Here is a 21,847-nt window from a genome sequence, read left to right as displayed (position 1 = left end):
TGACTATAACAGACTTGGTGCTATGTTTTTGAGCGCCGCACGTTTACCACATAATAGTAAGGTATCGTTAGCCTCTAATGAAAAATCTAGCCCTATGTGGGTTAAGTTTTGTTTATCGCGCTTAACCATTAATGGTTCTATCGAGTTTCGAGTGTGACCGAGTAGTTTTGAAATTGAGTAATTGTGTAAGTGATTTTTAATATGAATTTCTACCACATAAAACCCGTCACCCAAAGTGATATAATCATGCACCATTGGGTAATTCAACGCTTGAGCTACCCTGATCCCCATTTCTTCTTCTGGGTGTATTATTTTGGATACACCAAGTTTGGAGATAATAGTATGGTGTGCTTTTGTATTTGCTTTGACCCAAATATTTTTTACACCTATATTTTTCAAACACAGTGTACATAATATGCTGGATTGCATATCTTCACCTATTGCGACTAATACCGTGTCACTATTTATTAAATCAAGTTCTTTGAGTGCACTTTCATCGGTACAGTCGCAGATCACCACTTGATTTAATTGTTCTGCATACATTTCAGCAACTTTTGAATCACTATCGATACCGGTTACAGTGTGCCCCAAATGAATTAGTTCTAAGCAAGCTGAAATGCCAAAACTACCTAAACCTATAACTGTAAAATGTGCCATCGCCTAAATCCTGTATTGTCTCTTTTAAAAAGAACTAATAAAAACGTCACTTTCATTTGATTTTTTGAGTTTTATTTGTCGGTTTATATTCAATAAAAACTCACCTTTTTGCGATAAATCGATAACCTATCCCTGGTTCGGTGAAGATGTATTTGGGATCATCCGCGTTGTCATTGAGCTTTTTTCTCAGTTGAGTGACGAGGACTCGAAGGTAATGATTGTCTTTTTCATGGGTAGGTCCCCAAATATCAATCAGTAACCTTTTTTGATTAACCAAAGTATAGGGAGTAATAGCAAGCATCAGCAGTAATTGATGTTCTTTTTTAGTTAAATGAATAAGTGTTTCTGTTATAAATACGACCGGTTCAAGAGTTTTTATAACCAAGTTGTTAAAGTATAACTCAGCAGGTATTGGTTCATAATTGATATCACGAAGTAATACTTTAATTCGTGCGATAAGTTCCTTGATACTAAAAGGTTTACTTAAATAATCATTGGCGCCGGAACCAAGTAACCGTTCTTTTTCTGTATCTTGATCCCTTGCCGTTAATATTAAAACTGGGATTTTACTGCTTTCTCTTACTTTTTTTAAAACTCTGCGGCCATCCATATCAGGCAAACCTAAATCTAAAATTATGAGATTAGGATGCTCAGATCTAAATAACGACAACCCAGTATCAGCATCATTTGCACCAATAAATTGAAATCCTTCGGCTGATAACGATATAGAGATAAAGTCACGAATTTTAGGTTCGTCATCGATAACCAAAATTTTAGTTTTGTGCATTAGGCTCTCCTACTGGCAATTTAATTTCAAAAATACAGCCTTGATCTGTGGACTGTGCTGAAATATCGCCATTGTGTGCCTCAACGATACCTTTAGAAACGGTTAGGCCAATACCAGAGCCTCCTTGACCTGAATCCCCTTTTCTACTGGAATAAAACAGATCAAAAATATGCTGTAGTTTTTGTTGCGCAATGCCTGGACCGTTATCTGTTATACATATGTAAGTGAAGTGATTATCGCTTCTTACAGCAATAGTTACTTTTGACTCGCTTGGTGAGTATTTTAGTGCATTATCTACAATGTTATAAATGGCTTGCTCAATTAATGATGTCTGTATCAATACATCTTTCAAACACTCTCCTTTGTGAATGGATAATCTTGGATCTGAAAATCTATCTTCAACTTTTTTGATCACCTGCCAAATTGATTGAGGGACAAATAAGTAGTTGTATGTGTTGTTTTTAATTCGAGTTAATTGAAGAATATTTTCCACATAATTGTGCAATCGATGGCTTTCATCTATCGCACTGTTAATTAGCCTTTGCTGCTCTGCATGACTTATTTTTTCCTTATATTCATTATGGGTACTTAGTGATCCTATGATGTTAGCTAAAGGGGTTCTTAGATCGTGGGACACTGATAGTAAAATATTAGAACGGATTTCAGCTTGCTCTAGGGCCTCACTTTTATTCCTATATCTTATTGAGAATTCACTTGTTAACGAAGAGACCACAATAAAAGTAATTGTATTAATAATGTCTTCTGCGCTGTTCATTTGAAATGAATAAACTGGGCTAGTAAAAAGGTAGTTAAAGTTTAGTGCACCTAAAATATCGGCAATAATAGTGGCTGTTCTATTGGTGGATAACGAAACTACAACAACGGCTAATTGAAGAATTATCAAGATGCCTGTTTTAGGTAAGAACATTAGTGAAAGTATATATGCAAGTAATGAAAACAAAAGCACAGTGCATATAGAAAAGGCATATATATAACGTTTTTGGGTAAGAACTTTATTGAGCATTTAGTGGTGCTGCTGGTTTATCTATTTGTGATTATTCTAACGGCAATTGAATACATGAGGGTGTAAAATTTACGTAAAATATAAAACCAACAAACTAGATCTCCGTATAGATATAATTACTGCTTATTAATATATAAATTCCGTTAATTGGTCGTAAAAAGTCGCCATATCATTCTGTTATAGGCACAATCGGCTAAACGTTTTTAGCTTAACTGTTTTTGCAGACGTACTAAAACCAAACATTATAAAAATCCAAGGAACTCAGATGAAATTTCGATTATTAACCACGGGGGTAGCGTTTTTATTAACGTTAGCGGGCTGCTCTGGCCAAGATACCCAAACAACCAAAAGTGAAGATAAAATATTCTCGCAAGATTATGTTTTAGAAACCTTACCAAATGGCTTAAAAGTCATGATAGTGCCAACAGATTATCCAGATGTTGTGTCATTACAAATTCCGGTTTCGGTTGGTTCTCGTGATGAAGTTGAAGCGGGTAAAACCGGTTTTGCTCATTTCTTTGAACATATGGTCTTCAAAGGGTCTGAAAAATTTCCACAAGATGTTTACAGTGACATCTACAAAAATTCAGGTGTGGATAACCGTGCTTATACCACCAATGACTACACCAACTATAACCTAAACTTTTCTAAGCAACATTTAGAAAAAGTATTAGAGATCCAAGCTGATATCTTTCAAAACCTAAGTTACACAGAAGCGGAGTTCCGCACTGAAGCATTAACGGTTAAAGGCGAATATTTAAAAAATAATGCCAGCCCTGTTCGCCAATTATTATCTACAGTAAGAGATACTGCGTTTGATACTCATACTTATAGCCACACCACAATGGGCTTTTTTGAAGATATTGAAGCGATGCCAGATCAAATGGAATATGGCCAATTATTCTTTGAGCGTTTTTATAAACCAGAATACGTGTCTTTGATCATCACAGGTGATGTAAACGCCGATGAAACCTTAGCGCTAGTTAAAAAATACTGGGGCATGTGGAAAAAAGGCGATTACGTTTCTTCCGTTCCAGCTGAACCTAAACAAGACAAAGCGTTATATGCACATAAAGTAAGTGAAGGTTTACCAGGGCATTGGTTATTAGTTTCTTACAAGGGCACTGCGTTTGAACCAGAGCAAAAAGACAGAGCTGCTTTAGACTTAATTTCTCAGCTATATTTTTCTAGTAATTCAGATATATACCAAGAATTAGTTGTGGATAAACAACTGGCTAGCCAAATGTTTACTTACAATCCAGAAACAAAAGATCCTGGATTATTACACGTATTTATTAAGGTTGATAAACAAGAAAATTTAGCAGTCGTTCGTGACGCGATTAACAATACTTACGCTAAAGCAAGAGTGGAGTTGGTAGACGCTAAAAAACTAGCTGATCTTAAATCAAACCTAAAATACAGCTTTGCGAAAGGGTTAGATTCGTCAAAATCTATTGCTGATACCTTAGCAAGTTATATGCACTTTGAGCGTGACCCAGAATTATTAAACCAACTTTATGCTTCGTTAGATAAAGTAACGGCGGAAGATATACGTAACATCGCCAACAAGTACTTTATTGATTCAGCTCGCACCACAGTCACCATGTCTGCATTAGACAACGTAGATGGGTTTGAGCAAGAAGTAAGTTTAGAAAGTGCTGTTGCAGAATTGTCAAAACCTAAAGCGGCAGGTGTTTACACTGTTTTAGACAAATCAAGCAGCTCACCGCTAATCGATATTAACCTATTATTCTATACTGGCGCAGCTGCCGATCCTGAAGGTAAAAAAGGCTTAGCCGCATTAACAGCCAACATGGTTGCGAATGGCGGTAGTGTGTCTCGTTCTTATAAAGAGATCAAAGCGGCGTTATACCCAATCGCAGGTAGTTTTGGTGTGCAGGTCGACAAAGAAATGGTCTCATTTAAAGGTCGAGTACACAAAGACAAAGTATCCGTTTGGTATGACATAGTAAGTGAACAATTGTTAAATCCAGGTTGGAGAGAAGACGACTTTAAACGTCTTAAGAAAGAACAGATTGACGGAATTACCTCAGGCCTTAAAGCGTCTAATGACGAAGAATTAGGCAAAGAAGTGTTATATGAACAACTGTACCAAGGACATGTTTACGGCACTTATAACTACGGTGATTTATCCGATCTTGAGTCAATTACCCTTGATGACGTAAAACAGTTTTATGCTGCACAATTTACTCAGTCCAACTTAAATGTGGGTATTTCGGGTGCGTTACCAGAAGACGTTAAAGCGACGATGTTAGCGGACTTAACAAAGTTAAACGTAGGCGATTCAACTCGTTTAACCATTGCGGATGCTCCAACATTAACAGGTCGCCACGCTACGGTTATTGAAAAATCAGCGCAATCAACTGCCGTTAGTTTTGGTTTCCCTATTGAAACAACAAGAAGTGATAAAGATTGGGCTGCATTGTGGTTAGTCCGTTCTTACTTTGGTGAACACAGAAGCAGTAATGCGCATTTGTTTAAGCGTATTCGTGAAGTACGTGGCATGAACTATGGTGATTATTCATACATTGAATACTTTCCAAGTGGCATGTTTAGAACGAAACCGAGCGCAAACTTAGGCCGTAGCGAACAGATATTCCAAATTTGGATCCGTCCATTACGTTCAAACAATGATGCCCATTTTGCCACTCGTGTTGCGTTATATGAACTAGACCAATTGATTAAAAATGGATTAAGTGAAGAAGACTTTGAAGCAACTCGTAACTTCTTAATTAACTATGTCCCGCAGTTAGTAGCAAGCCAAGACAAACAACTTGGTTACGCTCTGGACAGTGAATTTTACGGCATTGGTGAGTTTGGTGCGTATGTGACAAACCAGCTAAATCAATTAACGTTAGAAGATGTAAATCGTGTTATCGCAGAGAACTTACAAAGCGATAACATGCATTATGTATTCATTACTGGAGACGGTGAAGATATGGTGAAACGTTTAAGCCAAGAACAAACCTCACCGTTATTGTACAATTCAGAAAAGCCAAAAGCGTTAACCGATGAAGACGCGATAATTCAAGATTATAAATTAGCAATACCAGCTAACAATATTGAGTTATTAGCTATTGACGCTGTGTTTGAGTAAATTAGCTTAAATAAACGGTAAGGCTTGAAGGCTATAGGGCTTGAAGGCTTGAAGGCTTTAAAGCTATAAGGTTTTAAGGTTTTAAGGCAATAAAGCTTGAGAGTCATAAATGAAAGGTCAGCATTGCTGGCCTTTTTGCATGTTATTGGTGCGTAATTGAGAGAAAAGGTATCAAATGGTAACAAACTGTTGTTAACGTTAGACAAATGTCTATTATTCCGACTAAAATACACACATAAAAGCCAATAACATCAAGAAGATTAAATGCCATTATCTACGCTATTAAAAAAATCAGCCGCATTTTTTATCGGCATAATAATTAGCGTATTTTTAATCTTTTTTATCTACTCCCAAACCCTTATTGTTCAAATGAGCAATCACAGTCAACGAATAATAAACGACTTAAATGACGGAGCCAATCAAGCCTATTCAGCGCTAGCAAGGTTAAATCGAAATAGCTTTACGGAATGTTCCACTTTAAATTTGTTAACCATGCGCAAGTTGCAATTTGAAGCAAACGATATAAAAGACATTGGTTTTTTTGATGGTAACAAGATTATATGTACAACCGGTGTTGGTGAATTAGAGATACCAATTTCTGAAGGTCAATTTGATAAAAAAATAGACGGGCATGAATTTTGGTTCGGCCATAAATTAAAAACGTTCGATGGCACTGTTGAAGGTGTCGTTATCAAAAGTGGACGATATAACGTGGTGTTATCATTTAACACGTTATTGGTTAAACATCACGAATTCACCAACTATGAAATAGTTGCGTTAATCAATGATCAACCCAAGCACTTATATGGTCACGACGATATCTACAAAAATGAAACTCACAATAATCGTAATAATGTTCAGGTAGGGCTGCTCAGTCATAAATTAGAGTTTTGCGGTGAACAAAGATTCATATGTGTCGCCATACAACAAGATAACTTTACCGAATATCAAAAAGTCCCTTTTACATTAGTCCTAATGTTTATTTTAATTCTGTCAGGTGTCACCGCTTTGCATGTTTATGATTATATTGACCGATACATGAATAGCGATAAAAGACGGATCCAAAAAGGGCTAGAAAAGCACAAATTCAAACCGTTTTACCAACCTATCGTTGACTTAAAAAGTGGAAAGGCGGTCGGTTGCGAAATGTTAGCCCGCTTTAAAGACTCAAAAGGTATTTTGTATCCTGATACCTTTATCCCAATTGTCTCTGAACTGGGTGCCTCGTGGCAAATGACTGAGTTACTTGTCACACAAGCAATCCATGATTTAAAAGGGTTAGAGCTGGCAGATAACCCCATTTACCTTTCAATCAATATATTTCCAAAAGATATAAATAATGGTCAGGTGCTAAAGATATTAGATTTAATTAAAGATACACCGAGCAATATTGAATTTACGTTTGAAATTACAGAGGACGAAGAATTAGACTTTGCCAAAGCTCAGGAGATATTAAACAAACTCGTTGTAGCTGGGGTGAACATTTCTATCGATGATTTTGGTACTGGTTACTCAAATATGTCACAACTACAATCGTTCCCAATTCATACGTTAAAGATAGATAAATCGTTTATCGATGAAGTTGAGACTGGCGCAATTCGGTCCACATTAATTCCTAATATCGTTTCTATAGCTAATAAATTGCACGCTGAAATAGTGGCAGAAGGGGTTGAAAATATCTTGCAAGTAGAGGAACTGCTAAAAATGGACATCACTTTGGCTCAAGGTTGGCACTACTCAAAAGCACTATCTATTAGAAAATTTAAGCATTACCTTGCTGACAATAGCGACTTTAATCTGAGCTAACTTAGAGTAGGCAAGCACATCCATTAAATACCCCAAAAATCTCGGCGGTGTTTGGAGCGAGTTATTGAAAACATTTATTCTATTCTTCTTTAAAACACGCTTAATCTAAAATCCATATCAAAATATTAATTGCGACCTTTTCTAACATTGAATTGTTATATTAATACCTACTCACAAATAAGGACGTCATTTTGAACCAATGGGATGAAGACATCGCGATAAGGATGAAGGCCGGCGAACGAGATGCCTTTAAGATTTGTTATCAAATATTATCGCCTGTTCTCTATCACCTTCTACTGAAGATTAGTAAGAACGAAGACCTCGCTAAAGATTTATTACAAGACACATTTATTGATGCCTTTCAGAATCTGAAAAGTTACAAAATTGGTAGCAACTTTAAGTCTTGGATAAAAAGAATCGCATTTAATAATTTTTATAATGCCGTTAAACGTAAAGATTATATAAATCAAAATGACATAGAGGTTGAAGATTGCATTCAAGATTCGCCAATACATGAATCAGCTTTAGCGGATACTCAGTTATTTGAATTATTACTTTCCATATTAAATGAAACGGAACGACTCATCATATGGCTATATATTGTCGAACAATACAGCCACCAAGAGATTGCAACATTATTTGATAAAAGTATAAGTTTCTCTAAATCCACCGTTTCTCGAAGCTTAATGCGTATTAAAACTCACGTTAAGGTAAAAAATTATGCATATTAACTTTGATAGGTTTACTCCTGAGTTATCAGGATCCGAAATAAAACACCTTAAAACATGTTCTGAATGTTATGAACATTTCCATTTCCTAAACGACTTATACATAGAAGCCAAAACGGAAGATACCGCTGAAGTGCCTGCTGATATTTGGGAAAACATTGAACCGATATTACCCAGACAAAAACATCGATTTTTTGCGAAAAGCTACTTAGCGATAGCCGCTTCATTTTTTATATGTGCATTTACCTATTTAAGCTGGAACTCCTATAACTTAACCCAGCAATTAGAGTTAGTGTTAAATAAAAATCAACAATTAGAAGCCGAGTTAAGTCTGTTGTCTAGCCAGAACCTGTACTTTGACAGTCTCAATTTAGAGTTAAGGCAATTGGAAAACGATCTGAACGACGTCAATGACGCCGAACATAAATTAGAAATCTTGAACAAACGAAGACTGGTATTAGTCAAGCTCATTGAAATTAAAAAAGGACAAGATAATGCGTACACCATTTAATAAACCGATTACTACTTTCGCTATCGTTTTACTGACTTTTAGTTTTAACGCAATCAGTGATAATTGTTCCATATTGCAACTTAACAAAACCAATATTGACGGTGATGAATATATTTACGAGATATTATCCGACAATAATTTAAATATCTCAGAACGTGATGATATTTACCAAATTGCGGAAGGAAATGTTAACTACCTAATCACACCAGGCTGGCATACCATTTCAGCGCTCCAGTGGCGGAATAAAGATTATCGATATCTTAAATTACAACGATTAACGGGCATCACAAACGGAAAAACAAAAAAAATGACCATTCCGGAATATAAACAATTTAAGGTGTTTATTGAGGATGGAAAAAAAGTGGTCATGAGTCCAAGCGCAAATAATTTAAAAGCAGAAATGCACATTGTTAATAGTTCAGACGCTCAATGTGATTTAGATTTTACAAAATTAACCTCTGAACCGATTGAATATAATGAATCAATTGGGAACGGGTTAGAGTATCGGTTACGGACTTTAATGAATGACATTTATGAATTTCAATTATCTTCAGGTATGTCATTAAACAACTTAATTCCATCTCATCAAAATTTAAAGTTTGGCGCTATTTTAGATAATCAATTTTCTCAAAACCCAACTTCATTGACAATTCTTGCGGTTTCTCCCGCTTCGGTGGCGGAAAAATTTGGGCTAAGAGCGGGCGATAAAATTGTTCAGTTAGGAGAAAGTGAAGTAACTAACGAGGTTACCCCCCTTGATAACTTAAATAGCTATTTATCCACAGGACAAAAAGAGGGAGTCATGGCAATTCTGAGAGATAACCAACCATTAACATTGTCAGGGGAATTAATTCCCAATTACCTTTCTGAAATAAGTTATTACTTTAACAATAATCGATTTGACCAAGCGCCAAACGTGTTCAATCAATCGCCACTATCGGACGAATTGATGTATCGACTCAGCCAACTTACGTTAGAGCTAGAGTCATTAGATAATAATGACAGAACGATATTACATAAAAAATTAACCAGAAAAACGGTAGACGATTACATTTATGGTATGACCTACCAAAAGATTAGGTTAAATAATAATGGGGAAATGGGAATTGTCGTTAAGAGTATTAGTCCGTTAAGTCAAGCTGCTAAGGTTGGGTTACAATCGGGTGATATAATATCTAGCTTCAACTCTATTGAAATAGCAGGCAATCATAAAAACCTACAAGATGGATTAATTAAATTAAAAACGGGTGAAGAATATAAGGTTGTCGTGGTACGCCAAGGTCAAGAAAAATACTATCGTCGTCTTTTAATCCACGCAAGTTAGTCGGGTTTAACTTAATAATAAATAAACAAAACGCGTTATTTGCCACTGCAAGTCACAATAAAGTTAAGAGCGAATTACCGGTAGAATTTTATGATAACTCGTTTCATTTCTCCAAACTTAATGACGCGGTCAGAGCAGAAGGCCGGGCGATAAATACGAGAAGTATGGAATTACAAAAAATCTCTGATCAAAATCGTAAATTTAAAAATAACAATAATAGCAACAATAACAACTGAAGTTCGACTACAAGCCAGAACAAAACAGGACAAAAAGAATATGATTAGTTATTGTTAGATTGAGTGATAAGGCCGATACGAACGTGTCGGCCTTTTTTCATGCCACGTTTGAAATTTACATTAGCCTTTATTCGGTAAACTCATCATTAAAAAACCACAAAATGCCGCGGTATTAGGGGCTAGTTGTTTATCAACAAAATTCATCAAAGCTAATATCTGTTTGCGATATTCACAATAAAAGTCCCAACTCGGTGTCGGCTGGTAGATTAAGTTAGGTAATTCAAAATATTTGATCACACCTTTGGCGGTCGTAGGTTTTATAAACACTTCTTGCTGTGGTTTAAAATAAGCAGGTACAGCGGATATTAATGACCATTTTGCCAATTTATATTGTTTTAAAATATCTAACTGGGCGTTAAAACCCACTTCAGCGTCACCATGTAATAATTCGTATAAACCATTGATCATCAAATCTTTTTCATGAGCTGATAAATCGTGCAACATATTTTTAAATTTTGGTTTTTCAAACATAGACACCATAGACGAGCGACTAATCGCTTTAGTCCAATTTTCTAATATGCGTTCAGGTATATTAAATTGATCACGTGAAAATACGTCCAAAACAAAATCCGTCATTTTGTCGACTTGATGTTTTTTTGCTAACTCAGCCATTTTAGGGTCTTGGAACCCCTGAGGGTAAACACGTAAAAAATCTTGTTGCGCGATTTGTAACTTTTCTAAATTCATAAATTCTTTATTGGATTGGTTGTGTTGACTCTACAGTGTATTTATCAAAAATCTGTTGGAATTCACCACTGGATTTTAATTGTTTTATACGCTCGACAAACACATCTCTTAACCTTTCATCTTTAAATAAAAAACCATTAGGACTTGCACCTAGTACAGGGAAAAGGTCGACTTTAGCTTTGGTATTAATGATACCTTCATTTTGAATTTGGTTCCGATGATATTTAAATATTTGAATATCCATTTGCGCCACTTCATAGCGTTTTAAAAATATCATCTTAACTTGTAATGCTTGGTCGTGCGTTTCCGTGTAATTAGGATTCTTTGCCATTACATTTTTATATTCTTCACCTAAATGCTGCAACGCCCCTTGCCAACTAATTAAGCTATGAGTGCCGACATCTTGCAACGTCTTAAATTGAAATTGATTGTCAGAAAGTGAAATTAAATAATTTTGATATTGATAAACTGATCCTGAAAAATAGCCCGTTAATCCCTCCGCCTCCATTGTGTTGGCATTCATATCAATGGAAACATCAACTAACCCATTCCGGTATGAATTTATTCTTCTGGCATATGGGTAATAATAAGGATCGATTTGATATCCCTCTGGCTCTAACGCAGCTTTCATAATGTCCATTATGATACCACTGTGGTTAGATGGAATGACCCACGGCGCAAGAGTGTCACCAAATACTACCGTGATTTTTTGCTTGCAATGCGCAGAAAATGCGATGAACACTAGAGGCAATAATAAGATAAATTTAATGTTCATATCTCTCATATAAATAATTGAGGTACTTAAAAGGTATATGCGAAGTGGTAATTATACAATCTCAAAGTGAAATAGTTTTTATCCTTAACCATTATTGGCTTGCCAGGACACCACTAACGTCAGTATCCTACGCGACCTTTTTAGCTCTTGAATTTAAGATTGGATACTATTTATGATCGGTTTTGACTATGGCACTTCAAATTGTGCCGTTGGTATTATGGAAAAAGACCAACCTAAGTTACTCAATTTGGGTGAACATGGCCGATTTATGGCGTCATCTTTATATTCTCCTAGTCGTGATGTAATTGTTAACTGGCTGCAAAAAAATATTAATGAACCACATAAAGCAAAATTCACAGCCCTTAGACAATACCAATTATCAAAAGGCCAAGAAGCGTTAGAAGATTTACGCTATGACGGCATTGCCGAACATTTGTCTTTTGGTAAAGAAGCGCTTTCTCGATACTTGGACGATCCAAGTGAAGGTTATTACATCAAATCTCCAAAATCATTTTTGGGCACTAATGGCTTGCTAGCACCACAAATTGCTTTTTTTGAGCATATCGTTGCCTCGATGATGGCCCATGTTAAACAACTCACCGAAAACGAATTGCAAAGAGAAGTGACGCAAGTGGTGATTGGTCGTCCAATAAACTTCCAAGGCCGCAACAGCGAAGAAAGTAATAAACAAGCTATTCAGGTATTAACCAATGCGGCTAAACACGTAGGTTATCAAGATGTTGAATTTCAATTTGAGCCTGTGGCCGCTGGTTTTGATTATGAAGCCAAATTGACTGAAGAAACTCGTGTGCTCGTGGTGGATATTGGTGGTGGTACCACGGATTGCTCTATGCTGTTAATGGGCCCGTCTTTTATTAATAAGTTAGACCGTAGTGCTGAACTATTAAGCCACAGCGGTAAACGTATTGGTGGTAACGACTTCGATATTCAGTTGGCATTAAAAGGCATCATGCCTAACTTGGGCATGACCAGTCAGTTATTAACCGACAAACCTATGCCGGTTAATAGTTATCACGAAGCCGTTGCCATTAATGATGTTAACGCGCAAACCGAGTTTTATAACGCTAAAAATGGCCGCTTTTTAGCCCAGCTAAAACGCGATTCCAAACAACCTGAGTTATTAGCGCGTTTATTAAAAGTGTATGAACAAAAGTTAAGTTATCAATTAGTTAACAGTGCAGAACAAGCCAAAATAAATCTGACAGATAACCACCAATTCTTAGTTGATTTAAGTTATTTAGATGCGGGACTTGCACAGTCGGTTGACCGTGAATTGTTTTTACAAGCCAGTGAAAATCAATTAAACAATATTGCTCAGTTAATGCGAGAAGCGGTTGAGTTAGCAGAATGTCAGCCAGATGTTATTTTTGTAACTGGGGGCACGGCAAAATCGCCTGTGATTAACCAATTCCTGCAGCAGCAATTTAATAATATACCTGTCGTCATTGGTGACCATTTTGGTAGTGTTACCTCTGGATTAACCCGTTGGTCACAACGTATATTTGCTTAAGTCCTCTTGAGCACTTATAAATAAAAAGAAGATAAACGACACTATGTCTGGATTACCATACTTAAATCACTATTCACCGTCATTGGTGGAGCAAATTCAAGGTATGTTGCAACAAGGTAAAGTGCAAACCTACCTTGATGCAAAATATCCAGATAAACATCATTGTAATAACGACAAACAATTGCGTGATTATGTAATGGAGATTAAAAACCAGTATCTTAAAAAGTCGGCACCGATAAATAAAATCCAGTTTGATAACAAGCTACATGTAGTGAAAAACGCACTAGGCACTCACACTTATGTCTCCAGAGTACAAGGTAACAAACTCAAAAGTAAAAACGAGTTGAGAGTCAGCTCTATCTTCAAAGACGCACCAGAAGCGTTTTTACGCATGATAGTGGTGCATGAACTGGCACATGTGAAAGAGTTAGACCATAACAAGGCATTTTATAAACTGTGTTGCCACATGTTGCCTGAATATCACCAAATAGAATTTGATACCCGAGTATATTTAACCTTGCTGGAATATAACGCGAGTGCCGGAAACATCACCTTACCAAAGCAAGATATCTGATCATGCAACCACAAGCCGACCCTTTTATTGTTCCCAAGTGCACAGATCAAATAGCTATTGTTTATCAAGATGAATCATTGCTGATCATTAATAAACCGTCAGGCTTATTAAGCTTGTCCGGCAAACATCCACTTAATAAAGATTCTGTGCATTGGCGTTTGGTGCAGCATTTCCCTACGGCATTAATGGTGCACAGGCTTGATTTTGGCACTTCCGGCTTAATGGTGGTGGCGCTGAACAAGGAAATAAACAAAAAAATTTGTGAGCAATTTAGTCAACGTAATGTCACTAAATATTATGAAGCAGTATTAGATGGCAAGTTGCTAACAGAAACAGGAGAAATCAATATCCCTGTTATCAAAGATGTGGATAACTTTCCGCTGCAAAAAGTATGCGAGCAAACAGGAAAACAAGCCACCAGCCAATATCAGGTTGTAAGTTACAACAGTGAAAACAACACCACTAAAGTTGAATTTAAACCTGTCACAGGCAGAACCCACCAACTGAGAATTCATAGCCGAGAAATAGGCCACCCAATTATTGGTTGTGATTTATATGACTTGGAACAATCATTTTTTAAAGCCGATAGACTCATGTTACATGCAAGTCGGTTAGTATTTACTCACCCAATAACCAATGAAGTTATGGATGTTAAATTACCAGCGAGTTTTTGAAGTTGCAAACCTCGTTAATTGTTGCCGTAAATCCAGTCTAATCCTTGGATCAAAGTTGTTGGGAAGGCAGTAACATGTTTTGCACCATCAATAACATTGAATTTGAGAGCTGTATTTCCTCCTGATTGTGCTTTAATTTTATTTGCTAGCTGTCTAGCTCCTGCAATCATGTTTTCCCTCTCACCAAATTCAGGCTTTTCTAGACTACCAACAGATAAATAAACTTTAATCTGTGTACTGGATTTAATTCCATTGATGGTCAATACGTTATAGTTATTAAACCAAACGGATGGGCTACCCAATATATAACTGCTAAACATATCTGGATGTTTAAATAAAACATAAGCACCAAATAAACCTCCAAGAGAATGACCAACTAAAGTCCGTTCCAACGGCGTTGTTCTGTAGTTTTCATCAATGTAAGGAAATACGATTTCGCGAATAAATTGAGCATGTCCTTGCGCATTACCGGTTTCTAGTTTCCAACTTTCGGCTTTACTCGTTGTGTAATCTCTAACTCGACTGGATGCGCCTTGAGAATCTTTTGAATAAGACACTCCAACAATAATGGCTTCTTTCATTGCGCCACTGTTCATTGTAAAACGGGTAACTCCCGACGCAATTTGAAAGCTATATAAGGCGTCGGTTAAGTATATGACTGGGTATTTTTTATCGTGATTTGATTTATACGACCGAGGTATTTTTATAAATATTGGATAAACTCTATTGCTTGAAGGCTCAATTAATTCAACAGTTTTACTTCTAGGTATTTCAAATCCATCATTTGCATAAGCTAAAGAGCAAAATAATAGACAAGTAAAAAAAGTTAATAACTTCAATGAAATTTCCTTTGCATGTATTTTTAACGAGGACGTTAATCTAGGTTAGCTGTCTCTAAGGCTCCTGATTAACCTTATCCAGTAAAGCGATCAATTGTTGTGCTTCTTGATCTGTCATATGTGAAAATGAACATCTAATTTTATCTGGAATCGCCGCCGCTTGATGGCGTAACTCAGAACCATGTGTTTCAAGCTTGATGATGCGTTTACGTTTGTCGTTTTCATCTTTGACAATTGAAAGCAATGATTTGTCTGTCATCTTTTTGAGAATTTGCGTCATAGCGCCACCATCAATAGCTGTTTTTTCTAACAAGTCAGCGATGGTGATTCCATCTTTTTCCCATAACGCCATCATCACTATGTATTGCGGATAAGTTAAATCCAATTGAATCAGCGGGTCACGGTAATTTCTAATAATCCGATTGGAGGCCATATATAGTCGATGGCAAATTTGATTGTCTAATTTAAGTTGTGGGTATTCCATAACGTGCACCTTCGGATGAATAGATTGCGATTTATGGACGGATTATAATTTGCATACAAAACATTTGCAATGTTTGAAATAGCAGGTTATTATTTTGCACGCAAAGTAAATATTCACTTATTTATCGAAGTCATTTTATATAAAACACGTTTCTGGAGAACAATATGAATTTATTAAAAGAAGTCGCATATACAGCAAAAGCAACTGCAACTGGCGGCCGTACTGGTACGGCTAAAAGTGATGATGGTCGTTTACAAGTAAACTTATCTACGCCAAAAGGGCTAGGCGGTGATGACGGTCAAGGGACAAACCCAGAGCAATTATTTGCTGCTGGTTATGCGGCCTGTTTTATTGGTGCGCTGCAATTTGTATCTGGCCAAGCTAAAGTTGCACTTCCAAAAGAAACCTACATCAACTCAGAAGTGTCAATTGGCGCAATTGAAGGTGGTTTTGGTATCGCAGTTAAATTAGCTGTATCACTTGGTGATCTAGACAAAACACAAGCGCAAGCGTTAGTTGATGCGGCACACCAAGTATGCCCATATTCAAATGCAACACGTGGCAATATTGCTGTTGAGTTATCACTTATTTAATGGCAGTGATAGGTAGCGTTATTACAATTTATACCGCTACCTTAACATTTTGAAATGGTTATTAGGTTTTAGACAACTTTACCTGATAACTTTTTATGTTAAATCAGCCCTTTTAAATACTGATGCCTAAGCGGTTTATCAAACTTTTCTATTGCGTAACGCAACATGGTTCTTGGCATAACTTGATAATGTTGATTTAAAAACTCACGTTCTGCCATTAAGTTTCTATTACCTACTTCTCTTAACATCCAGCCCACAATTTTATGAATTAAATCATGTTGATCATTTAATAAAATTTTAGCCAAGGCAAAAGCATCTTGGTAATCGTCACGTTTAATAAAATAATACGTAGTCATCATGGCTATTCTGCGTTGCCAAAGGTTGTCTGACTTTGCGTATGTGTACAGTATTGAACGATCTTGTTTATCTATCTCTTGATTCACTTTCTTTTGATTATATAAGTGCGGGCCGCAAATTTTATGAGCTGAACTGTCCACTAAATCCCAATTATTAAATTGCTTTGAATGTATTAAATACAGGTCAAATACTTGTTGTTGAATGTCTGGAGATTTTTTGTTTTTCTCATATATTTGCACCAGCATAAACACAGCTAATAAACGTGTTTCGTGATGATCGTGGTACAACAATGTCACTATTTCATCCAACGGTGTCGCCACGTTCTGTTTGGCTATTTGTCGTAAAGCGGGCACTCGTATACCCCAAAACTTATCGCCTTCACCATATTCACCAACACCCGACTTAAAAAACGGCTGGAATGTTCCGCTATTGTCGCGTCTGCTAATTCAGATAATTGGTTAAGTATTTGCTGGCTGGTTGTCATTCAGATTCCTTTAATATTAACTAAACCCTTTGTTATCGTTTCATTAACTAGGGTTTGAATACGTATGTAACTCGGCTTTGTATATTTAGAAATAAGTCCTCGGCGATTATGCTAAAGCCATACTAATTATAATAACTAGCGATACCAATAAAATATGAAAATCATTTTACTACTATTGATCAGCTGTTCCTTCATCGCCCATGCACAAACCCTGCAAGTGACGTCCCCAAATGGAAAATTAAAAGTTTCTATCAGCGATGATAACAATCAACCTCAATACTCTGCTTCATTTGGCGTGGAACAGATCATCGAGCCATCAGCTTTAGGCTTAGTATTTAAACAGCAAGCGGCGTTTACTGATGGTTTTAAGATTGTTAATACAACTAAAGGCAGCAACGACACAAGTTGGGAGTTACCTTGGGGCGAACGCCGAGTAGTTACAGACAAATATAATGAATTATTGGTGGAACTGCATAACTCAGAATTAATCGCTGGCAATAAAGATTCAGCGGGGACATATTCTGTACGTATACGAGTATTTGATGATGGGTTTGGTTTTAGGTACGAAGTCCCAAAACAATCAGGTTATGAACAAGTCGAGATTGTAAAAGAAAGCACCGAGTTTGCACTTAACAATGCCGATAAAACCACCGCATGGTGGATCCCAGCAAGGGGCTGGAATCGTTATGAATATGTTTATAACGAAACTCCCGTTTACCAAGCACAACACGTTCATACGCCAGTTACTTTTAAAACGGATACTGGCATTCATTTAAGCATTCATGAAGCTGCACTGGTTGATTATGCGGCTATGACCTTAAATCAACGTCGTCCAGGTCGTTATGTTGCTGATTTAACCCCTTGGTACGATGGCATTGCGGTAAAAACCCAAACGGATTTCACCTCTCCTTGGCGTACGATTCAAGTATCAAAAGATGCCAAAGGATTATTAAACTCAGACTTAATTTTAAACCTTAATGAGCCTAATAAATTAGGTGACGTGTCTTGGGTTAATCCTGGTAAATACGTAGGGATTTGGTGGGAAATGCACGTTAATAAATCAACCTGGGGTAGCGGAGATAAACACGGTGCCACAACTGACAACACCAAACATTTTATGGATTTTGCTGCTAAGTACGGCTTTGATGGTGTGTTAGTAGAAGGTTGGAATATTGGCTGGGACGGTGACTGGTTCTTTAATGGTGATGTATTTAGTTTTACAGAAAATTATGACGATTTTGATATTAAGCAATTAACCCAATACGGTGCAGAAAAAGGCGTTAAGTTAATTGGTCATCATGAAACATCAGGCAATGTGACCAACTACCGAGAGCAGATGCAAGGTGCACTGGACTTATATGCAGAACTTGACGTTGAGCAAATCAAAACCGGTTATGTTGCTGACGGCGGCAATATTAAAAGAATAGACAAAAACGGAATTGTGCGTAAAGAGTGGCATGATGGTCAGTTTATGGTTAATGAATACCTGTATAATATTACCGAAGCCGCTAAACGTAAGATCAGCATTAATACTCATGAACCCGTTAAAGATACCGGTTTACGTAGAACCTATCCCAATTGGATTGCTAGAGAAGGCGCGAGAGGACAAGAGTTTAACGCATGGGGAACTCCGCCAAACCCTCCAGAACATATGCCTACTTTAGCATTTACTCGTATGTTATCAGGCCCAATGGATTTTACGCCGGGTATTTTTGATATGAGCTTTAATGGGTTGGGTGATAAAACTAATCGACCACAAACGACGTTAGCAAAACAATTAGCGTCTTATGTTGTGTTGTATAGCCCAATTCAAATGGCTGCAGATTTACCTGAAAACTACGAAGCTAAATTAGACGCGTTCCAATTTATTGTTGATGTACCCACAGACTGGGAAGAGTCTATTGCCTTAGCTGGCGAAGTTGGTGACTTTGTGGTTTTTGCTCGTAAAGCCCGTGCAACAGAACGTTACTCAGGAGATGATTGGTTCTTAGGTGCAATTACCAATAACGACGCTCGCAGCTTAGATATTGACTTAACCTTTTTAGATACAGATAAAAAATACGAAGCGCAAATTTACCGTGATGGTGACAAAGCCGAGTGGAAACATAATCCATACGATTATGTTATTGAGAAGAAAGTGGTTAGCTCGACAGATAAATTAACCTTAAAATTAGCAAGCTCAGGCGGAACGGCCATTCGTTTTAAAGCGTTATAAGTTTTAGTTTAACTCGCTAAATAAACCATTATTAAACAATAAAAAACTAAACAATAAAAAACGCCAGTTACTGAGCAATCATTAACTGGCGTTTTATTTTATTGGAATACAGGGTTAAGTATTAATCCCAGTTCAGGATAACCTTCCCAGACAAACCAGAACCCATAGTTTCAAAGCCCTGTTGGAACTGATCAATTGGGAATCGGTGAGTAATGATAGGTGATATATCTAAGCCAGATTGAATCAGACTTGCCATCTTATACCAAGTTTCAAACATTTCACGGCCATAAATACCTTTGATCACCAAACCTTTAAAGATCACTTGGTTCCAGTCCACCGCCATATCAGACGGCGGAATACCTAACATGGCAATTTTACCGCCATTGTTCATGTTGTTTAACATGTCGTTAAAGGCCATAGGAACGCCAGACATTTCTAAGCCGACATCAAACCCTTCGGTCATGCCTAACTCGTTCATTACATCTTTTAGTTTTTGTTTCGATACGTCGACGGCGCGTGTTGCACCCATTTTTTTGGCTAACTCTAAACGGTACGGGTTTACATCAGTAATTACTACATGACGTGCGCCAACATGTTTAGCTACGGCAGCAGCCATAATACCTATTGGGCCAGCTCCGGTAATTAATACATCTTCGCCCACTAAATCAAAAGACAAAGCAGTGTGTACCGCATTACCAAACGGGTCAAAAATTGACGCTAGTTCATCAGAAATATTGTCAGGGATTTTAAAGGCGTTAAATGCTGGAATAACCAAATACTCAGCAAAAGAACCTTCACGGTTAACACCCACACCCACAGTATTTCGGCATAAATGCACACGACCTGCGCGGCAGTTACGGCAATGACCACAAGTAATATGACCTTCGCCAGACACACGGTCGCCAACGCTAAAACCACGAACTTCTTGGCCCATATCTACCACTTCACCAACGTATTCATGACCAACAACCATAGGCACTGGAATGGTGGCTTTTGCCCAATCATCCCAGTTATATATATGCATATCTGTACCGCAAATAGCGGTTTTACGGATTTTAATTAATAAGTCATTGTGACCCATTACCGGCTTTTCAGCCTGAGTCATCCAAATACCTTTTTCCGATTTCGTCTTGGATAATGCTTTCATCGTCATGTTATTTGATCACCTTTAATTCTTTACCTACTTTGATAAAGGCTGAAATGGCTTTATCAAGTTGTTCTTTTGTATGTGCTGCGGATATTTGTGTGCGTATACGAGCTTGGCCTTTAGGTACAACTGGGAAACTAAAACCAACCACATAAATACCTTCCTGTAACATTTTGTCAGCCATATCCGACGCTAATTGCGCGTCACCTAACATTACTGGAATAATGGCATGATCTTTACCAGCTAAAGTAAATCCAGCGGCTTCCATTTGCTCACGGAAGTAAGCCGCGTTTGACCAAAGTTGGTCGCGCTGCTCAGAACCCGTTGCTAACATTTCTAATACTTTAATCGATGCGGTAACAATTGAAGGTGCAACAGAGTTAGAGAATAAATAAGGGCGTGAACGTTGGCGTAACCATTCAACCACTTCTTTTTTACCCGTTGTATAACCACCAGAAGCACCGCCTAAGGCTTTACCTAATGTGCCCGTGATGATATCAACACGATCCATAACGCCACAGTATTCAGGCGTACCACGACCGTTTTCACCAACAAAACCAACCGCGTGCGAATCATCTACCATAACTAAGGCATCGTATTTATCAGCCAAATCACAAACGGTTTTTAAATCACAAATAACGCCGTCCATTGAGAACACGCCGTCAGTGGCAATTAACTTAAAACGTGCGCCATCGGCGACGGCTTGTTGTAATTGTTTTTCTAAATCCGCCATGTCGTTATTGGCATAACGGTAACGTTTTGTTTTTGATAAACGTACACCATCAATGATAGAAGCATGATTTAACGAGTCAGAAATAATGGCGTCTTCGGCACCTAGAATCGTTTCAAATAAACCGCCGTTAGCATCAAAACACGAGCCATATAAAATTGTGTCTTCGGTTTGTAAAAATTCACTGATCTTATTTTCTAAAGTTTTATGAATATCTTGAGTACCACAAATAAAACGAACCGATGCCACACCAAAGCCATGAGCATCTAATCCTTCTTGCGCTGCTTTAATTAAGTCTGGGTGGTTTGCTAGGCCTAAGTAGTTGTTAGCACAAAAGTTTAAAACTTGTTCGCCATTAACATCAATATTGGCTTTTTGTTGTGACGTAATAATACGTTCAGATTTATACAAACCATCAAGCTTAACTTGTTCAATTTCTTGTTGAAGGTGTTTAAAAAAACCAGCTGCGCGCATATAAGATCACTCCAATTTGAGTTAATTGTTCA

20 protein-coding genes are annotated in these 21,847 nt (G+C 37.3%); 10 read left to right on the top strand and 10 right to left on the bottom strand.

Annotated features, from left to right (window positions below; all coding sequences use genetic code 11):
- Window positions 1-3: 3 nt before the first annotated feature.
- From RT723_RS04965 to RT723_RS04955, 3 genes are all read right to left on the bottom strand, one after another.
- The gene (locus RT723_RS04965; RefSeq protein WP_315946103.1) at window positions 4-657 is read right to left on the bottom strand and encodes a potassium channel family protein; all 654 of its coding nucleotides are present in this window, start codon (window positions 655-657) and stop codon (window positions 4-6) included.
- Between the two features lie 100 nt (window positions 658-757).
- Complete coding sequence (locus tag RT723_RS04960; protein WP_315946102.1) at window positions 758-1,444, bottom strand: response regulator transcription factor; 687 nt, start codon at window positions 1,442-1,444, stop codon at window positions 758-760.
- Window positions 1,431-2,468 carry a sensor histidine kinase gene (locus RT723_RS04955; RefSeq protein WP_315946101.1) on the bottom strand — a complete coding sequence of 346 codons (1,038 nt, stop codon included), beginning with the start codon at window positions 2,466-2,468 and terminating at the stop codon, window positions 1,431-1,433. The genes RT723_RS04960 and RT723_RS04955 overlap by 14 nt, the downstream gene beginning before the upstream one ends.
- 265 nt (window positions 2,469-2,733) lie before the next feature.
- On the opposite strand from RT723_RS04955, the gene RT723_RS04950 reads away from it, so the two are divergent.
- The 5 genes from RT723_RS04950 to RT723_RS04930 all read left to right on the top strand — a co-directional run bounded on the left by RT723_RS04950 (window position 2,734) and on the right by RT723_RS04930 (window position 9,955).
- Window positions 2,734-5,586: a M16 family metallopeptidase gene (locus RT723_RS04950; protein ID WP_315946100.1), complete on the top strand. Its 2,853-nt coding sequence runs from the start codon at window positions 2,734-2,736 to the stop codon at window positions 5,584-5,586.
- Window positions 5,587-5,850: 264 nt separating this feature from the next.
- Window positions 5,851-7,392, top strand: a complete 1,542-nt coding sequence (locus RT723_RS04945) for an EAL domain-containing protein (RefSeq protein ID WP_315946099.1) — start codon at window positions 5,851-5,853, stop codon at window positions 7,390-7,392.
- Window positions 7,393-7,583: 191 nt separating this feature from the next.
- Window positions 7,584-8,123 (top strand): RNA polymerase sigma factor, encoded by a 540-nt coding sequence (locus RT723_RS04940; RefSeq protein WP_315946098.1) that lies wholly within the window; start codon window positions 7,584-7,586, stop codon window positions 8,121-8,123.
- On the top strand, window positions 8,113-8,631 hold the full coding sequence (locus tag RT723_RS04935) for a hypothetical protein (RefSeq protein WP_315946097.1): 519 nt from the start codon (window positions 8,113-8,115) through the stop codon (window positions 8,629-8,631). Before RT723_RS04940 ends, RT723_RS04935 begins: the two co-directional genes overlap by 11 nt.
- Complete coding sequence (locus RT723_RS04930; RefSeq protein WP_315946096.1) at window positions 8,615-9,955, top strand: Do family serine endopeptidase; 1,341 nt, start codon at window positions 8,615-8,617, stop codon at window positions 9,953-9,955. Before RT723_RS04935 ends, RT723_RS04930 begins: the two co-directional genes overlap by 17 nt.
- Before the next feature lie 356 nt (window positions 9,956-10,311).
- Here the strand turns inward: RT723_RS04930 and RT723_RS04925 are convergent, their stop codons facing one another.
- On the bottom strand, window positions 10,312-10,938 hold the full coding sequence (locus RT723_RS04925) for a hypothetical protein (protein ID WP_315946095.1): 627 nt from the start codon (window positions 10,936-10,938) through the stop codon (window positions 10,312-10,314).
- A gap of 7 nt (window positions 10,939-10,945) precedes the next feature.
- Window positions 10,946-11,713, bottom strand: coding sequence for a substrate-binding periplasmic protein (locus RT723_RS04920; RefSeq protein WP_315946094.1), 768 nt, complete (start codon window positions 11,711-11,713; stop codon window positions 10,946-10,948).
- 172 nt (window positions 11,714-11,885) lie between these two features.
- Here RT723_RS04920 and yegD point away from each other — a divergent pair, with 172 nt between their 5' ends.
- Genes yegD through RT723_RS04905 form a run of 3 tightly spaced genes read left to right on the top strand, consistent with a single transcriptional unit; the run spans window position 11,886 to window position 14,492 of the window.
- On the top strand, window positions 11,886-13,244 hold the full coding sequence (yegD, locus tag RT723_RS04915) for a molecular chaperone (protein WP_315946093.1): 1,359 nt from the start codon (window positions 11,886-11,888) through the stop codon (window positions 13,242-13,244).
- 43 nt (window positions 13,245-13,287) lie between these two features.
- Entirely contained in the window at window positions 13,288-13,818 is a 531-nt protein-coding gene (locus tag RT723_RS04910) for a YgjP-like metallopeptidase domain-containing protein (protein WP_216055304.1), read from the top strand.
- A gap of 2 nt (window positions 13,819-13,820) precedes the next feature.
- Window positions 13,821-14,492 (top strand): RluA family pseudouridine synthase, encoded by a 672-nt coding sequence (locus RT723_RS04905; RefSeq protein ID WP_315946092.1) that lies wholly within the window; start codon window positions 13,821-13,823, stop codon window positions 14,490-14,492.
- A gap of 14 nt (window positions 14,493-14,506) precedes the next feature.
- On the opposite strand, the gene RT723_RS04900 is transcribed toward RT723_RS04905, so the two are convergent.
- Together RT723_RS04900 and RT723_RS04895 are read right to left on the bottom strand one after the other, a co-directional pair.
- Window positions 14,507-15,331 carry an alpha/beta hydrolase gene (locus RT723_RS04900; RefSeq protein ID WP_315946091.1) on the bottom strand — a complete coding sequence of 275 codons (825 nt, stop codon included), beginning with the start codon at window positions 15,329-15,331 and terminating at the stop codon, window positions 14,507-14,509.
- Window positions 15,332-15,386: 55 nt separating this feature from the next.
- On the bottom strand, window positions 15,387-15,815 hold the full coding sequence (locus RT723_RS04895) for a MarR family winged helix-turn-helix transcriptional regulator (RefSeq protein WP_216055307.1): 429 nt from the start codon (window positions 15,813-15,815) through the stop codon (window positions 15,387-15,389).
- 164 nt (window positions 15,816-15,979) lie between these two features.
- Between RT723_RS04895 and RT723_RS04890 the strand changes: the two genes are divergently transcribed.
- Entirely contained in the window at window positions 15,980-16,408 is a 429-nt protein-coding gene (locus tag RT723_RS04890) for an organic hydroperoxide resistance protein (RefSeq protein ID WP_216055308.1), read from the top strand.
- Between the two features lie 98 nt (window positions 16,409-16,506).
- Here RT723_RS04890 and RT723_RS04885 read toward each other — a convergent pair whose 3' ends face one another.
- Window positions 16,507-17,211, bottom strand: coding sequence for a DNA alkylation repair protein (locus RT723_RS04885; protein WP_315946308.1), 705 nt, complete (start codon window positions 17,209-17,211; stop codon window positions 16,507-16,509).
- Window positions 17,212-17,403: 192 nt separating this feature from the next.
- Between RT723_RS04885 and RT723_RS04880 the strand changes: the two genes are divergently transcribed.
- On the top strand, window positions 17,404-19,464 hold the full coding sequence (locus tag RT723_RS04880; RefSeq protein ID WP_315946090.1) for a glycoside hydrolase family 97 protein: 2,061 nt from the start codon (window positions 17,404-17,406) through the stop codon (window positions 19,462-19,464).
- A 121-nt stretch (window positions 19,465-19,585) separates the two neighbouring features.
- Here RT723_RS04880 and tdh read toward each other — a convergent pair whose 3' ends face one another.
- Window positions 19,586-20,611, bottom strand: a complete 1,026-nt coding sequence (tdh, locus tag RT723_RS04875; RefSeq protein ID WP_315946307.1) for an L-threonine 3-dehydrogenase — start codon at window positions 20,609-20,611, stop codon at window positions 19,586-19,588.
- 7 nt (window positions 20,612-20,618) lie between these two features.
- On the bottom strand, window positions 20,619-21,815 hold the full coding sequence (locus RT723_RS04870; protein ID WP_315946089.1) for a glycine C-acetyltransferase: 1,197 nt from the start codon (window positions 21,813-21,815) through the stop codon (window positions 20,619-20,621).
- Between the last annotated feature and the right edge of the window lie 32 nt (window positions 21,816-21,847).

The sequence above is a fragment of the Psychrosphaera aquimarina genome, from assembly GCF_032461525.1.
Lineage (GTDB): Bacteria > Pseudomonadota > Gammaproteobacteria > Enterobacterales > Alteromonadaceae > Psychrosphaera > Psychrosphaera aquimarina.
The sequence above is the reverse complement of the archived record's forward strand: the minus strand, read 5'-3'. Positions and strand labels throughout refer to the sequence as shown.

Coding starts and splice junctions, on each gene's coding strand:
- RT723_RS04965 (WP_315946103.1), bottom strand. CDS start 657: ATGGCACATTTTACAGTTATAGGTTTAGGTAGTTTTGGCATTTCAGCT.
- RT723_RS04960 (WP_315946102.1), bottom strand. CDS start 1,444: ATGCACAAAACTAAAATTTTGGTTATCGATGACGAACCTAAAATTCGT.
- RT723_RS04955 (WP_315946101.1), bottom strand. CDS start 2,468: ATGCTCAATAAAGTTCTTACCCAAAAACGTTATATATATGCCTTTTCT.
- RT723_RS04950 (WP_315946100.1), top strand. CDS start 2,734: ATGAAATTTCGATTATTAACCACGGGGGTAGCGTTTTTATTAACGTTA.
- RT723_RS04945 (WP_315946099.1), top strand. CDS start 5,851: ATGCCATTATCTACGCTATTAAAAAAATCAGCCGCATTTTTTATCGGC.
- RT723_RS04935 (WP_315946097.1), top strand. CDS start 8,113: ATGCATATTAACTTTGATAGGTTTACTCCTGAGTTATCAGGATCCGAA.
- RT723_RS04930 (WP_315946096.1), top strand. CDS start 8,615: ATGCGTACACCATTTAATAAACCGATTACTACTTTCGCTATCGTTTTA.
- RT723_RS04925 (WP_315946095.1), bottom strand. CDS start 10,938: ATGAATTTAGAAAAGTTACAAATCGCGCAACAAGATTTTTTACGTGTT.
- RT723_RS04920 (WP_315946094.1), bottom strand. CDS start 11,713: ATGAACATTAAATTTATCTTATTATTGCCTCTAGTGTTCATCGCATTT.
- yegD (WP_315946093.1), top strand. CDS start 11,886: ATGATCGGTTTTGACTATGGCACTTCAAATTGTGCCGTTGGTATTATG.
- RT723_RS04910 (WP_216055304.1), top strand. CDS start 13,288: ATGTCTGGATTACCATACTTAAATCACTATTCACCGTCATTGGTGGAG.
- RT723_RS04905 (WP_315946092.1), top strand. CDS start 13,821: ATGCAACCACAAGCCGACCCTTTTATTGTTCCCAAGTGCACAGATCAA.
- RT723_RS04895 (WP_216055307.1), bottom strand. CDS start 15,815: ATGGAATACCCACAACTTAAATTAGACAATCAAATTTGCCATCGACTA.
- RT723_RS04890 (WP_216055308.1), top strand. CDS start 15,980: ATGAATTTATTAAAAGAAGTCGCATATACAGCAAAAGCAACTGCAACT.
- RT723_RS04880 (WP_315946090.1), top strand. CDS start 17,404: ATGAAAATCATTTTACTACTATTGATCAGCTGTTCCTTCATCGCCCAT.
- tdh (WP_315946307.1), bottom strand. CDS start 20,611: ATGAAAGCATTATCCAAGACGAAATCGGAAAAAGGTATTTGGATGACT.
- RT723_RS04870 (WP_315946089.1), bottom strand. CDS start 21,815: ATGCGCGCAGCTGGTTTTTTTAAACACCTTCAACAAGAAATTGAACAA.